This is a genomic window from Methanolobus sp. WCC4, from assembly GCF_038022665.1.
GTDB lineage: Archaea > Halobacteriota > Methanosarcinia > Methanosarcinales > Methanosarcinaceae > Methanolobus.
On the sequence record NZ_CP150629.1, the window covers coordinates 1,525,843 to 1,540,651 of the forward strand.

Annotated in this window: 14 protein-coding genes; 7 read left to right on the forward strand and 7 right to left on the reverse strand. The window is 43.9% G+C overall.

From position 1 onward, the window contains the following. Positions 1 to 9: 9 nt before the first annotated feature. The 4 genes from V7O63_RS07410 to V7O63_RS07425 all read right to left on the reverse strand — a co-directional run bounded on the left by V7O63_RS07410 (position 10) and on the right by V7O63_RS07425 (position 4,472). A complete protein-coding gene (locus tag V7O63_RS07410) occupies positions 10 to 1,668 on the reverse strand; it encodes a PKD domain-containing protein (RefSeq protein ID WP_340817771.1) in 1,659 nt (552 codons plus the stop codon). 174 nt (positions 1,669 to 1,842) lie between these two features. Continuing rightward, the gene (locus V7O63_RS07415; RefSeq protein ID WP_340817773.1) at positions 1,843 to 2,163 is read right to left on the reverse strand and encodes a hypothetical protein; all 321 of its coding nucleotides are present in this window, start codon (positions 2,161 to 2,163) and stop codon (positions 1,843 to 1,845) included. Between the two features lie 801 nt (positions 2,164 to 2,964). Next, a complete protein-coding gene (locus V7O63_RS07420; protein ID WP_340817774.1) occupies positions 2,965 to 3,243 on the reverse strand; it encodes a hypothetical protein in 279 nt (92 codons plus the stop codon). A 68-nt stretch (positions 3,244 to 3,311) separates the two neighbouring features. Next, positions 3,312 to 4,472, reverse strand: coding sequence for a hypothetical protein (locus tag V7O63_RS07425; protein ID WP_340817775.1), 1,161 nt, complete (start codon positions 4,470 to 4,472; stop codon positions 3,312 to 3,314). A gap of 489 nt (positions 4,473 to 4,961) precedes the next feature. Between V7O63_RS07425 and V7O63_RS07430 the strand changes: the two genes are divergently transcribed. The 5 genes from V7O63_RS07430 to V7O63_RS07450 all read left to right on the forward strand — a co-directional run bounded on the left by V7O63_RS07430 (position 4,962) and on the right by V7O63_RS07450 (position 9,546). Further along, positions 4,962 to 5,774 (forward strand): winged helix-turn-helix transcriptional regulator, encoded by an 813-nt coding sequence (locus V7O63_RS07430; protein WP_340817776.1) that lies wholly within the window; start codon positions 4,962 to 4,964, stop codon positions 5,772 to 5,774. 97 nt (positions 5,775 to 5,871) lie between these two features. Then, positions 5,872 to 6,384 carry an amino acid-binding protein gene (locus V7O63_RS07435; RefSeq protein WP_340817777.1) on the forward strand — a complete coding sequence of 171 codons (513 nt, stop codon included), beginning with the start codon at positions 5,872 to 5,874 and terminating at the stop codon, positions 6,382 to 6,384. After that, positions 6,384 to 7,379 (forward strand): homoserine dehydrogenase, encoded by a 996-nt coding sequence (locus tag V7O63_RS07440; protein ID WP_340817778.1) that lies wholly within the window; start codon positions 6,384 to 6,386, stop codon positions 7,377 to 7,379. The genes V7O63_RS07435 and V7O63_RS07440 overlap by 1 nt, the downstream gene beginning before the upstream one ends. A 40-nt stretch (positions 7,380 to 7,419) precedes the next feature. Then, a complete protein-coding gene (locus tag V7O63_RS07445) occupies positions 7,420 to 9,111 on the forward strand; it encodes an ATP-dependent DNA ligase (RefSeq protein WP_340817780.1) in 1,692 nt (563 codons plus the stop codon). 45 nt (positions 9,112 to 9,156) lie between these two features. Beyond that, complete coding sequence (locus V7O63_RS07450; RefSeq protein WP_340817782.1) at positions 9,157 to 9,546, forward strand: hypothetical protein; 390 nt, start codon at positions 9,157 to 9,159, stop codon at positions 9,544 to 9,546. A 19-nt stretch (positions 9,547 to 9,565) separates the two neighbouring features. Here the strand turns inward: V7O63_RS07450 and V7O63_RS07455 are convergent, their stop codons facing one another. Then, positions 9,566 to 10,621: a radical SAM protein gene (locus tag V7O63_RS07455; protein WP_340817784.1), complete on the reverse strand. Its 1,056-nt coding sequence runs from the start codon at positions 10,619 to 10,621 to the stop codon at positions 9,566 to 9,568. Between the two features lie 62 nt (positions 10,622 to 10,683). Here V7O63_RS07455 and V7O63_RS07460 point away from each other — a divergent pair, with 62 nt between their 5' ends. Then, positions 10,684 to 11,547, forward strand: a complete 864-nt coding sequence (locus V7O63_RS07460; protein WP_340817786.1) for a phosphatase PAP2 family protein — start codon at positions 10,684 to 10,686, stop codon at positions 11,545 to 11,547. Positions 11,548 to 11,604: 57 nt separating this feature from the next. Then, on the forward strand, positions 11,605 to 12,816 hold the full coding sequence (locus V7O63_RS07465; RefSeq protein ID WP_340817788.1) for an MFS transporter: 1,212 nt from the start codon (positions 11,605 to 11,607) through the stop codon (positions 12,814 to 12,816). A 5-nt stretch (positions 12,817 to 12,821) separates the two neighbouring features. Here the strand turns inward: V7O63_RS07465 and V7O63_RS07470 are convergent, their stop codons facing one another. Further along, entirely contained in the window at positions 12,822 to 13,631 is an 810-nt protein-coding gene (locus V7O63_RS07470; protein ID WP_340817790.1) for a response regulator, read from the reverse strand. Then, positions 13,631 to 14,770 carry a histidine kinase dimerization/phosphoacceptor domain -containing protein gene (locus tag V7O63_RS07475; protein WP_340817792.1) on the reverse strand — a complete coding sequence of 380 codons (1,140 nt, stop codon included), beginning with the start codon at positions 14,768 to 14,770 and terminating at the stop codon, positions 13,631 to 13,633. Before V7O63_RS07475 ends, V7O63_RS07470 begins: the two co-directional genes overlap by 1 nt. Between the last annotated feature and the right edge of the window lie 39 nt (positions 14,771 to 14,809).

The window sequence follows — 14,809 nt, forward strand, 5'->3', positions numbered from 1 at the left end:
CGTATCTCATCATACAGTCAACTTAATGCTCTGTGTTATTGAATCATTGTTCAGTTCATCGCTGTCAGATTCATATGCGGTCAGAGTGACGTTATATTCTTTATAAAGAGCATATTCATGTGTTGGAGATTGTTCTGTTGAGTAATTACCATCATCAAAATCCCAGTTCCATGAAGAAGCATTCATAGAGGTATCAGTAAACGTCACATTAAGACCATCAATAGTGTAAGTGAAATTTGCAACAACTGTTACACTATCTTCTTCATTCTCTGAATCTTCATCGTCATCATCATCGACTTCCTCTTCAGATTCGTCATTGTCATCTACTTCTTCTTCTTCTTCTTCTTCATCATCAGAGGAATCATCATCATCGACATAGCGGCTGGCCCATTCGCCTTCCTCACCATTGACCTCATAGGTGCCAATGCCTGCAAGCACTGCAGTACCTGTTCCATTGACTGTGAGTTCGATGTCACTTCCTTTGACCATCACGGTAAGCCTGCTTCCTTCGATAAAGACCTCTTCAGTGAGATTTATGAAAACGAATGCTCTGTTGTTATCCGTGCTGTTTCCTGAATCGATGTTCGATGTCTCATAGTTCGCCTTCGATAGATTGATGTCAGCATCCCCTGCAAGGTCCTTGATAACAAGTTTTGCATATTCATTGGCTTCTATCTCTATGGATACATTACCTGATATCACAGCAGTTCCGTTTCCTTCTGCTGCCAGTGTTCCAGTACCTGTAAGTACCACTACGCCCTCTCTTTCTTTCTTGAGCTCCTGAAGCATTTTCCTTAGAATGGCATTAGCGTCCTTGATGTCCTCACCCGCTTTAACGATGTATCTGTTTGCTTCACGGATATTCTGTCCATTATTCCCATTCCCGTAGGTGTTTCTTGCATTAACCTGATTCTCTTTTGCATCATCTATGAGATCTTTGTACTCTTCAAGCATCTCTTCGAGGTCTTCTACATCTTCACCATTCTCTTTCATGGTAGTTATCTCATTCTCAAGGCGTACCACAAGTTTCTCAGATGTCTTGAGGACAGCATTGATCTTGTTATCGATAGCTTTACTGGAAGCTGTTACACGATTCTTGCGTGCATCGTTCCATATGTCCCTGATGTTCTTTGCAGAGTCTGCAAGTTCCTCTCTGGTAGTTGCTTTTTCAACATTGTCCCTTTCCTCTTCAAGAGCATCGATGTATTCATTGTCTTCATCGAGCAGAGATATCATGTAATCGATGGTGTCTATAAGGTATTCCTTGGTTGCATTGATAGCTTCTTCAGTGTCAAGTTTCGGGTTCTTTGATCTGATATCTGCAAATTTGATCTTTGCTGTCTGATAGTCTGATTCAGAATTCCTGCTTTCACTTCTTTTTCGGTTTGCATCTTCAGTGGCATTAAGCATGATCCTGTCTCTGTCACGTACCTGATCTGTAGTGGAATCATCTTCATCATCTGAAGACTCGTCAGAATCTTCTCCGTCATCACTGTCATCATCTTGATCACTATCAGCTACATTGTCATTTCCATTGTTTCCTCTTATGGTCTTTTCACCATAGTTCTTTGAGTTATCAGAGTCTGCAAGTGCTCCTGTAGGAAAGATGCTCATCAGCATCAACAGTACCACAAGGCATGCAAATATCCTCATACCGTTTATTTTCATTTTTACCCTCCGTTCTCTTTCTGTTTTTCGCTCATTTTCATTTTTTCTATTATTGAGTATTATATAAGAAATTGATAAAGATTATGATGTCCTTCTTTCAGGACCACAGATAAATAAATAGGAAGATCCGACCTGTCAGTCGAATCTATCTTTTTAGATACTCCCTGTCCGGTATTAATCCTGACATGAGCCATCTCTTTGAGGCCCATCTCCGTCGCAGTCTCCATCTCCCTTACAGTTTGTTCCATCACAACTTCCATCACAATCTCCCTTACAGTTTGTTCCATCACAATCTCCATTACTGTTACCTGTGATCTCTGTTATGGAGCTATCGGCATTTATGCCTGCCCTTGTCTGATCCCTTGGTGCGAAATCCGGTACACCGGTACAATCTTCCTCTCTGTCTCTAACCTGGTCACAAGCCATTGCTGTTATGGTGAATATACTAAGCAACATTATAGTTACAGCTACTAGTGTGAACACTCTTATTTTCATTTAATTCTCCCTCTGCGTTAATCTGTTTGAATAGTGTAAGTGTAAGTTTAAACGAGATAGCTTGGTGGTTAATCCGATACAAACCTACACTTACAATCCTTCTTTCGTCGAGACAGATATAAGCATACTTTACTTCATAGATACTTTAAGTCTGAATCCATGTAAAAAGAAGGCTTATAATGGTTTATTTTACTTTATGATCCTTCATCATGCTTCAGATATGTCTTTGAACTTGTGGGCGAAAGTTGTTTTTTCCTTCGTGTACTGAACAAAAATATAGCTTTGTTCAATATGGTGCATTATCCATAGTGTAATATGTGCTGACAATCCAACCTTTGAAAAGATAAGTTCTTTACTAAGCTGCAGGAGTGGGATCTCATGACATTGGGTTATGTTTATTCGACTCTGTTGAAATCCTGCTGATCATGAGTTTTGAATCACAACCGCAGATCAACACAGATACATCTATCTACATCGAGTTGGATGCCTGCTGAAATTTCAGCAGGCCATAAAGATAGCGTTCATCTATATCTTCGTACATCTGCATGCATCTGTGGATCTATAGCTATAAGAGATTTCTACAGAGCCTTTCCTTCAATAAAGACCTAAGACAATGTTCTTTCACTTAATGATCATGATTTGCTGTATGGAAGCAATTCATGTGGAGTAACAGCTACGGAGTAACAGCTAGGGTGGATGACGGCGTCTAACATCGATAATGATCTTCAGGGTAAAATAGTAAAATTCTCAGTTAGTAGATACTAAAAAGGTAAAAGAAGGGGAAACATGAATGATGATCATTCATATTTCTTCGACCACAATATCACTTTCAATATCCGTTCCATTTGTTTCGTTGATCAGTGTCTCTATCTCTGCAAGTTCTTCTTCAATATCCTGTATCTCGGTGTCTGTGATACCTACCATTTCCTCATTTAATGTTTCTTCTGCAAGGGATGTATCAACATCTTCAATATCTTCTGAAGCTTTCTGGTCTTCCGTAGATGCATTGTCCGCACAACCGGATACTATAAGTCCAAGGAACAGAACTGCCATTATTACAAGGTATTTCGTCTTTACCATGTACATTCATCTCCTATTATCACTTATATTGTCATTTTATATGATGATGTTCACTGTTGTGTGCTGTCCTATTCTTCAACATCTTCAGTATCATTTGCTTCAGGTGCAGCCCATTCCTTCTCTACACCTTCCACTTCATAGGTGCCTTCTCCCGTGAGTACGACGTTTCCGCTTCCTTCAGCATCAAGGGATATGTCTGTTCCACGCAGTGTGACGATAAGGCGGCTCCCTTCTATCATTACATCTCCTGTGAGGTTGTGATATACATATGCCCTGTTGTCCACATCACTGTTACCTGCATCGATGTTCGAATATCCATATGTGGCATCCCCTGTGTCCACTTCTGCATCTCCTGCCATATCCTTGATGACAAGTGTGGCATTGTCTGCAGTGAAGCTCATTGTGACATCGCCGGAAAGGACAACAACTCCGTTACCTTCAGCCGACAGTGCTCCCTCTCCAGTGAGCGTTACAAGTCCTTCGCGGTATTGCTTGAGTTCCACCAGCATCTCTTCAAGCACACCATTTGCCTGTCTGATGCTCATGCCAGCCTGCCTCATATTCTGAACAGATCGCATCTGTCCCTGTACGTTTCCGTAACCTGCCTGTTTCTGATACTGCTCTGCTTCGGCAATATGGGCATTATATTGTTCAAGAAGTCCTTCAAGTTCGGTTACATCTTCACCTCTGGCTTCCATACGCATGATCTCGTTCTCAAGGCGAAGTGCCATTGCCTGGGATGTCCTTATGACCGCAGTCATCTTGTTGTTGACAGAATTGGCTGCTGAAGCAGCTTTTTCTTCACGTGCCTCTCTCCAGATCTCCCTGACTTCCCGGGCTGCTTCAGCAAGTTCCGCTCTTGTGGTTGCTTCAGCTACATCATCCTTTATAGCGGTCAGTTCCTCTGTATATTCTTCATTTTCAAGGGTATCTATCATTATGTCAATGGTACTGTTCAGATATTCCTTCGCAGCTTCCATCGCCTCTTCTGTATTAAGGGCAGAATTGTTTGCTTTGATACGCAGGAAGTTCTCTGTTGCTTCTCCGTATCTCTCCCTGACAGTCATATTCTGTCTGAACTGTTCCATGGTAGTAGCATTTATCCTGTCTCTGTCCTGTACCCTTTCCTGCAGGCCATCTGACCCGGCGATCGCTGATGCCGGAACAATACTTGTCAGCATCATCATAATGGCAAAGCATAGAAATATCTTCATTATCTTGTTTTTCATATTGTTCTCTCCAGTTCTCTATGTACTTTCTTTAATTAATTCAATTTTTCAATGTTATGTGTGAACAAAAGTATAATGTTCCTTTTATGTGCTTGAATAAGTAGGTGATAGTAGGATTCGGCAGATATTGCCGAATCCCTGTTTCATATCTGTTCCCTCTTATCCCGGACATGAAACTCGTTTTTTTTTGGATTGTCTCCATTACCACCCCTACATGCCAGTTGCTGGCTCATAGGTGTAAGCGCAGGTTTGGATGGGATGACCAGGTAGTACATCCGATCATGGCCAGTGGCTTACAATTCCATCTTTTGCAGAACTGAATATAAGCATACTTTACTTCATATGGACTTCAGGAATTGTCTGGTACTAAAAAAAGGCTTAAAAATGGTTATTTTACTTGATAGGACTTTATAATACTTCAGATGGAGTAACTTTCATATTTAGTTCCCAGTAACAATTATATGGGTGTACTATGTAAATATACATCCTGTGTTAAAGAATAAGATCATCCTGCTATGTTCTATTAGCATATTCCTACTTGCATGTGTGCCACTATCAAATGCCACAGAAGTGGCAACTATCCATGGCGCAGTATATGAATGGGATTCCTTTGAACCTCTTGAGAACGTTATCGTAGATGTTGATTCAACACCACCCCAGTCCATGCTTGCAAAATATGGTCTTTATTCCTTTGATCTTGTACCGGGCAATTACACTATACTGGCCAGCTATTACCGGGGCAATGACCTTGTAGCTTATGCAGAGGAAGAGGTCACTATCACAGACGATGGTGATTACGTTATGGATCTTATCCTGCTCCCGGTTTATTATGATACTTCCTTCAATGAGAGCGAGTTTGCAGAACTCGATGAGATCGCCAGTTTTTCAGAGGAAGGAGGGGACAGTGCATCTTTATCTACAGGTACGATGCTGGTCATTCTCATTATTGTGGTTGTGCTCATTGCAGGTGCGTACTATATTGTCAAGCAGCGTAATTCAGGATCATCACCTGATGATGGTGATCATGTGCAGGATGCTGATACTGAGATGATGATGTCAGGAGATAAATGGGATGATCTGCCTGAGGATCTTCGTCAGGTCGTGGGTATCATTGAAAGGAATGATGGTCGTATCACCCAGAAGGACCTGCGTACAAAGGTAAAGCACTCAGAGGCGAAGGTCAGCCTTATGATATCGGACCTTGAAAGCCGTGGCATTGTCCGAAAATTCAAGAAGGGACGTGGGAATGTTATCATTCTTGAAGATACTGCTGATACGGACGAACCAAACCAAAATATATAACTGCATTCAATGTGTATGGAAGAAACGCATTGACAAATAGTTCTAATTATGTATTTTATGATATTAACGACATTTATGATATTTAATGAGGGTATACATGCGAGTTTCCATGGACATTGAGTTAAAGGATATCCCCGGGCAGTTACTTCTTGCCTTAAAACCGGTCTCCGAGTTCAAAGGCAATCTTATATCAGTGGTACACCACCACGAGAAGAGGACTCCCCGCGGTACAATTCCGGTTCAGATAGTGTTCGAGACAAAACCGGACAAGCTTGATGATATTGTTGCAAGTCTTGAAGAAAGTGACATCAGTATCGTGCGCATCGATGAGAAGAGATACTTCGAGCACGGCGCTGTCATACTTATAGGACATATAGTCCACACGGACATACAGGATACTATCGATTCCATTGACAATACAGGTTATGCAGAGATAGTGGATCTCAACCTTTCAATGCCAAAGATCAACATGGCATCCTCAGCATCCCTTAAGATCGATGCAGTGAGCAAAGAGCATCTGGCACAGGCAATCGATATATTGAAGGATATCGCCGAGAAGAAGGACCTGCTTGTCATTGAACCTATAAAGAGCCAACTGGGGGCGATCTGATGAGAACTGTACGTGTTTCCATAATAGGTTTCGGTGCTGTAGGCCAGGGAGTTGCAAACGTTCTCCTTGACAAGAAAGGTTATCTTGAGGACATAGGTCTGGACTTCAAGGTCGTTGCTGTTGCGGACTCAAGGACAGCTGTCATTGATCCTGAAGGAGTGGACCTTGCTGCTGTGGTCAACAGAAAGAAGACCGAAGGCACTGTTGGAACTGAAAAGCTCACAGGACTTGAGATTATAGAGACCATCGACCATGAGGTGGTCGTTGAGACAACACCTACCGATATTGTCACGGGTGGAGTGGGTCTTAAGAACATGCTCATGGCATTCGAGAAGGGTAGGGATCTGGTAACATCCAACAAAGGTCCTCTTGCAATGAAGTACGGTGAGCTCATGGAAAAGGCCGAAGCAGGTGGCTCTAAATTCCTGTTCGAGGCTACAGTTGGCGGTGCAATGCCTGTTCTGAACCTTGCAAGGGATGTACTTGCAGGTAACAACATCACCAATGTTGAAGGTATATTCAACGGTACATGTAATTACATACTTACCCGTATGATGGAAGAACGTGCTCCTTATGAGCAGATGCTTGCAGAGGCACAGGAACTCGGATATGCCGAGACCGACCCGACCTACGATGTAGAGGGTATCGATACGGCATGTAAGCTGGTCATTCTGGCAAACAGTGTGTTCGGAATGAATGCGACCCACGAGGATGTCACTGTAACAGGTATAACGAAGATCACTCCTGAAGCATTGCTGCTTGCAGAGAACGATGGCTACGTCATCAAGCTCATAGGCGAGGTCAATGACAGCAGGATCAATGTTGCTCCAAAGCTTGTACCTATCGACCATCCGCTTGCAGTAGGTGGCTCACTTAATGTCGCATCAGTGCAGACTGATCTCTCCGGACCTATCACTGTGACAGGACGTGGAGCAGGTTCCATCGAGACCGCAAGTGCGATACTCAGTGACATGATATCCATTTACAGGGACTGAAAAGGTCTCTTCTCTTCTTTTTATTCTCAGGAAAGGTATTATGACAGATTTCAGAGAATTCGCTCAGGCATGCAAGGTCATCGAAGGCACTTCAGGTTCACTTGATATGACCTCCCTTGTGGCGGAATTGCTTCAGAAGGTAACTCCAGAGGAACTTCCGGTTGTGACCCATTTCGTGATGGGTGAGATCTTCCCTGCCTGGAGCAGTGAGGAAATAGGTGTTGGTGCAGGTATCCTGTATAATGCACTTGCCAAGTCTGCAGGTATCTCTGTTTCTGATATAAAGGAACTTGTAAGAGAGACAGGTGATATAGGCGAGACTGCCGTCAGGGCACTGAAGAAAGTGTCAAGTGGTCAGGCTACGTTCTCTTCTTTCCTTGAGGAGTCCAATGACATCTCTATACTTGAGGTATTTGACAGGTTCAAAGCCATCTCAAAGTCCTCAGGAAAAGGCTCCCAGACATCCAGGATCAAGCATCTTCAATATCTTTTCAATTCCGCATCTCCTGAAGAGGTCAGCTACATCGCCCGACTTGCAGTGGAAGAACTGCGGATCGGTGTCGGTGAAGGAATAGTCAGGGATGCTATAGCACTGGCATTTGATGTTCCATCGGAAGAGGTCGAGCGTGCTTTCATGCTTACCAATGACCTTGGCCTGGTCGCTGTAACTGCCAGGGAAGGCGGCAGGGATGCTGTACTGTCACTTGGACTTGAACTCAACCGTCCAATACGCATGATGCTGGCTCAGATCACTCCGGCTTTTGATACTGCGCTATCCGAACTTGGCACTGCTGCGATCGAGTGGAAGTTTGACGGTGCCAGAGTTCAGATCCATAAACAGGGTGATGATATAACCTTATTCTCACGCAGACTTGAGAACATAACCGATTCACTTCCGGACATCGTGGAAGCAGTAAGAGAGAATGTCCATGCGGAATCTGCAATACTTGATGGTGAGGCTGTAGCTATCGATGAGAACGGAAGGCCAAGGGCCTTTCAGGATATATTGAAACGTTTCCGCAGGAAATATGATGTACAGTCAACTGCACGGGAGATCCCACTGACGCTCAATCTCTTTGATATAATGTACCTCAATGGTGAGGAACTGCTCGACCTCCCACTCACAGAGAGAAGGGCCAGACTCAGGGAATGTGTGAATAACGGGAACAACATCAATGTTGATACGCAGTACCTGACAGATGATCCGGAGAAGATACTTGAGATCTACAATGATGCCCTCAAGGCGGGTCATGAAGGTGTGATGATAAAGAACCCTGAATCCCCATACTCTCCCGGAAAGAGGGGAAAGAACTGGCTCAAGAAGAAGCCGGTCATGGAGACTCTGGACCTTGTTGTCATCGGTGCGGAATGGGGATACGGAAGGCGTACCAGTTTCCTCGGTTCTTATGCACTCGCATGTCACGACCCGGACACAGGTAGATTCCTGCCGGTAGGGCGTGTTGCAACAGGTTTTTCCGATGAACAGCTTGCTGAACTGACTGAGATGTTCTCTGATCTCATAGTTGTTGAATCAGGTACCGAGGTCGAGATAAAACCTGAGGTTATCTTCGAGGTAGCCTTCGAGGAGATCCAGAAGAGCGTCAATTACGAATCAGGCTACGCCCTTCGTTTCCCGAGACTTGTCAATGTAAGGTCTGACAAATCCATCGAGGATGTGGAGACGATAGGACGTCTTGAGGAAATGTATCTGGTGCAGCGTGAAAGGAACTGAAACGCCATCAAAAGTGTTATTAGCAAATACGATCTCTTCTAAGATATGAGACCAAAGAACCTTGTTCTTCTTTTGATGCTTGTATCCATACTGACTTTGTCCTTTTCAGGTTGTGTGGAGCGGACTCAGGATTCGGATGTGGATTCTGGAGATGTTGTTTCGGAGCCGATCGAGGTTGATGCTGTGATCTACATTTCGGAATATGAGTTCCATCCTTATATTGCTACCATCTCATCAGGGGATACCGTTCAGTGGGTTAACAATGATTCGGTAGCTTTCATAATAAAGGGAAATCTTGTCGGCGGCGACAGTTTCCAGTCCCCAACGCTCAGGAAAGGTGACACCTTCGTCTACACCTTCGATGACGCAGGTACCTACAAGTATGAACTTGTGACACACCCATGGACAAAGGGTGGACAGATCGTTGTAGAGTGACCAGAGTAAAAAGGTTCATCTATATCAGGACATCCTTCAGTCCTGAATCCTTTACCATTTTTATTGCTCTTTCTTTTTCTTCAGATGTCAGCATCCGGTCGATCTCAGGATACCTGTAAGCAAGGTATTCCGGATGGTACTGGAACATGAGGTTGAAACGGATATTTGGTATCTCTCTGGATGTCCAGTCTATAACATTCCGCGTACAGCAGTCTAGATGCCCGGGGAGTACCAGATGTCGCATCAATATCTCAGCATCCTTTATCGCATATTCTAGATTCCCGGTGATTGTTTCCATATACCTATCCACTTTTGAGTACTTTCTGGCACACTCATCATTTCCGTATTTGAGGTCTGCAAGGAACACGTCCACAACACCTTCAAGCAACTTTCCTGATTCAGGAGAATGGTACATGTTGGAGTTCCAGATGACAGGTGTATTCACGGATATTTTCCTGATAACTTTCAATATGTTGTGCATGTGTGGTGTTGGTGTAACAAGATTGAGGTTCCTTGCTCCTTCCTTTCTTCTTCTGTCCGCCAGCTCTGCAAGGTTGGTGGGAATAACCTCTCCTCCTGTCTCCGGGTGCATGGATATGTCCCAGTTCTGGCAGTATACACAGGAAAGGACGCAGCCTGTGAAGAATATGGTGTGTGATGGTACCAGTTCCGGTTCCTCTCCCATATGAATGAACTCGGCTGCATATCTTGAAGTATTGCTCAGTTTGCAGAATCCCTTTTCGCCTTTCTTGCGATTGGCCCCACACCTGTGCTGGCAAAGATGACAGTTCTCGATGACCCTGTCAGCAATGACTATCTTCAGGTCAAGAAGGCTCTTTCCTTCCCTTTTCTCCGGCATTTCGAAACCTGATGCATATATCCTATGTTTAAGTTTCCTGTAGTTCTCCATATGCTCATCGTGAAGTTCCCACAGTTCCTCCTCATCACTATCTTCATCAAAAGATACCGGGATGTTCTTCAGTATCTCTGACCTTGAGGGTAATTCATTGTCGGCTATCGCCAGATAATTATCAAGGAACAGGGGTTTGGACATATCGGGCATAATATTTATCATTGAAAGTAAATTTACTTAATAATATCTTTATAACAAAAATGAGATGTTGTTAAGATGGTGAAATGGTGGATATGAAACTGATGATCCTGTTCATTCCTGTGGTCCTTCTGATGAATATCATTGCATATTTCGTATTGATACCACGGAAATACAGGATTGAATATAAGAGAATGATAGCTGAGAACAAAGAAGCATACTCATTCACAAAGGAGATATTTCCATATTTGCTGCTGGTCACTTTCATCTACCTTCTGGTAAAGTCACAGGGTATGATCCTGAGCGTGTTCGAGATAACTCCTTACCATTCGCTTGCGCAATACATACTTCAGATAGAGGGGAGCACAGTGAGCATGTTCCAGAGCTTTACGAATCCTCTGCTTACCTACATAAGCTCGTTCATCTACCTATTCGGATTCGCCTTCCTGCTGATATTCACATTCGTAGCCCTGATATTCACAAGGAAGGTACGTGCACTACAGGAATATGCAATTGCAGTGGTACTTGTCTACATAGTGTCCTTTCCATTCCACATATTGACACCTGTGAAGGTCACGGGTTATACCCTGCCCAATGTGATACCATTGCTCTATGAGCTAAGCCCTGTGATATACAATGGGATAAGGACCGTTGATCCCTTCTTTGACAACTGTTTTCCCAGTCTTCATGCAGCACTTTCGTTCCTGGCGATGTTCATAATAATTTTCAAAACGGATATCAGGAGATTCAAGGTAGTAGCGGTGTTCATGACAGTTGCCATCCAGTTCACCATATTCTATCTGGGGATACACTGGATAACCGATCTGTTCGGCGGTATCCTTCTTGCCGTTATCAGTTATTATTTTGCGACCAGGTATCATGACCGGATCGTCCACAGACTCCGTCCCTCAATCGCAGGGAGTGATGGATATCAGGATACGTCCCGCTAGCTGTTTCTTCCTTCTCATACTTTATAGTTTGAACAACAACCATCTTACACAGGTCTTATGATGAACTCAGAACATACTGCACTTGATGATGGTGAACAGAAATTGGACCCGGCACTGTATGTGCTCTCCCTTTCCAAATTGTTCAAGGATCTTGGGACCGGAATGCTCGCATTCCTGCTTCCTCTCTACATCGTTGGTCTGGATGGTGGTGTATTCTCAGAGACCCCCATTGTAGTGAGAGCTGGTATCATCGCCACGGTATTCGGCCTGTCCAATGCCCTTTCGCAGCCATTTATGGGCAGGCTGTCGGATTCCCTGAACAGGAGAAAGCCATTTGTTGTCATAGGTATGGCAGGTTTTACCGTCATATCCTTCATATATGCGAATACCAGCAGTTTCGACCATCTGGTCATCCTGCGTATTGTACAGGGACTTACCGTGGGTGCAACAGTACCTGCTATTGTGGCAATGGTGACACACCTTTCAACTTCCGGTACAAGAGGGGTTGCTATAGGTATATATTCAACTGTAAGGGGATTCGGGTTCGGTGTCGGTTCGATACTTGGTGGTATCGTTGCCAGTTATTACGGGTTCGTTACGGCATTCTACGTATGCTCTTTCCTTGGTCTTGCAAGTTTCATACTGATATCGTTCTTTGTATCCGAGACCCAGGATGGTACAGCAAGTAAAACAACGATTTCAGGTCAGGAACACAGGTTCCAGTTCTTCGTCCTTGCGACTGCCATGTTCATGATGATGGTCGGTATAATGATAATATTCGCTTTCCTGCCTGAATATGAGACAAGGCTCGGCACGGGTGAGATATATCTCAGTATTGCTGTCTCTGCATATGTTATCATAAGGGTCCTTTTCCAGACGCCCATGGGTCTTCTGTCCGACCGTCTGGGAAGGAAGAGGATGATCGCACTGGGTCTGCTCTTAAATATACCGATAGTTATCGGTCTTGGTCATGTGGTGAATGTGGAACAGCTGATCATGCTGCGTGCGTTGCAGGGAATATCCATGGCTGCCGTGGAAACTCCTGTCATGGCCCTTGCGGTTGATCTTGCAGGGTTCTCAGTGAGTTCTAAGGTTAGTACCATCACTGCATCCCAGGCGGCTGGAATGGCTCTTGGTCCCATAATGGGTGGACTTCTTGCGGGTTATATCTCCTTTGAGATCCCCTTCTATATCTGTGCAGGGCTATTGATGTTGTCACTACTGCTCGTGCTGGGTGGTGTAAGGGAACCTGAGCGTAAAATGAGTTAAAGGTTTCAGGTGTAAGCGACGTCAAAACAGTGGAATGACCTCTCGATCTTCTTCCTTTCCGTAATATCATAGAATACAATGACAGTTCCTATGATCTCATTCCTGTGGTTGGTTATCGGTGAGCCGATCACATCGACAGGTATGTGGGTATTGTCCCTGGAAACAAGTGTTGTGTTCTCATCCAGACCGAAGAACGCTCCTTCTCTGAGGACCTTTTTTGTAGGATCTTCGGCACATCTGTCACTGCCCTCACAGATTACCTTGAGAATACTGCCTATATCGTGTCCCAGTGCTTCTTCCTTCTGATATCCGGTAAGCCCCTGTGCCAGGGTGTTCATGTATTTTATCTTACCATTGCTATCGGTGGAGATTATAGCATCAACACAGTTGTTGAGTAGTGAATTGATCATTTTCTCATGGTCGAAGAGCTGTTCTCTCTCCTTCCCTCTTTTATAGAGTGCGATCTCAATGTTAGTACGCAGTTCTCTCTCATCGAAAGGTTTCAGGATATGTCCGAAGGGTTCCGTGAGCTTTGCTCTCTGTAGAGTCTTCTCGTCAGAATATGCGGTAAGATAGATCACAGGTATGTCATGTTTCTCATGGATATTCCTTGCCGCTTCTATACCATCTATATCCCCTTTCAGGATGATGTCCATCAGTATAAGGTCAGGATCACATTCCTCTATGGACCTTATAGCTTCTTCACCACTGGAAGCCATGCATGGGACCGAGTATCCGAAATGTTCCAGACTATTCTTTATATCCAGAGCTACTATTTTCTCATCTTCGACTATCATTATCCTTTCTTTAGTCATTAGTAGTCCCTTCTCTTATACGACAGTTCTTTGAATTTGATCCTGAATTCCGTGCCATTGTCTCTAATGAGTTCGATCGATCCTTCCAGCTGTTCAACGAGTGAGACTACAAGTTGCATCCCCAGTGAATCCGTATTCAGGGGATCAATATCTTCAGGGAATCCAATTCCATCATCCCTGATCATCAGCAGATGATCGTCATTCTCATCAGGAAGTATATCGATCGTGATCTTTCCTGAGTGGTCCCTGAATGCGTGCTTAAATGAATTTGACACGATCTCGGTAATGATAAGGCCTAGCGGTATGGCCGTATCAATACCCTGTGTTAGGTTTTTAATCTTTATATCTATTTTGATATTCTCCGGATCACAGCCATAATTGTTGAGCAGATATCCTGTAAGTGTTTCAACATAGCTCCTGAGCTCTATGTTCTCAAGGTCACTTGACTGGTACATCTTTTCATGTGCTATTGCCATCGATCTTGCACGATCCTGACTTTTCCGGAAAGCCTCAACTGTTTCTTTTTCAGTGAATTTCCTTGACTGAAGCCTTAACATACTTGATATTATCTGGAGATTATTCTTCACACGATGGTGTATCTCCTTAAGCAGCAGGTCTTTGCGATGCATTTCCTCTGCCTGCTTGATCTCGGTTATGTCCTTTACAACAGCCAGTACTTCATCCTCACCATTGACCACCAGTCTCAGCTCAAAGTCTCTCATATCTCCCTTTACAGGTATTGTGTACTGCATTGTCTGCATTTTGTTTGTTTCAAGTGCCCTGTCTATTATGTCAAGTCCCTGCTTTGCAATATCTGCCGGAACTACATCATCAAGGGTTATACTGGAATCTGCTTCGGGGGATTCGTAGATGCATTTGTCCGTAGAGAGTTTGTAATTGAGTATCTTTCCATCTCTTTTGATCTGGAACATCATATCAGGCATTAGCTGTAAGATCGCTTTTATGGTGTTATCTCTAGTGACAACAAGGTTCTGTGCCCTTTCAAGTGATTCCAGCATGTAGTTTATGGATTCCCCAAGACTGGCAAGTTCATCATCGCCTTCATCAAAGACCCTTCTGGAGAAATCTTCGTCCTTCCCGATATCCCTTATATCATTTTGAAGTCTCTTGAGTCGCAATCTATGTGATTCTTCCAGCAGGTACTAAACCCCTCCAAA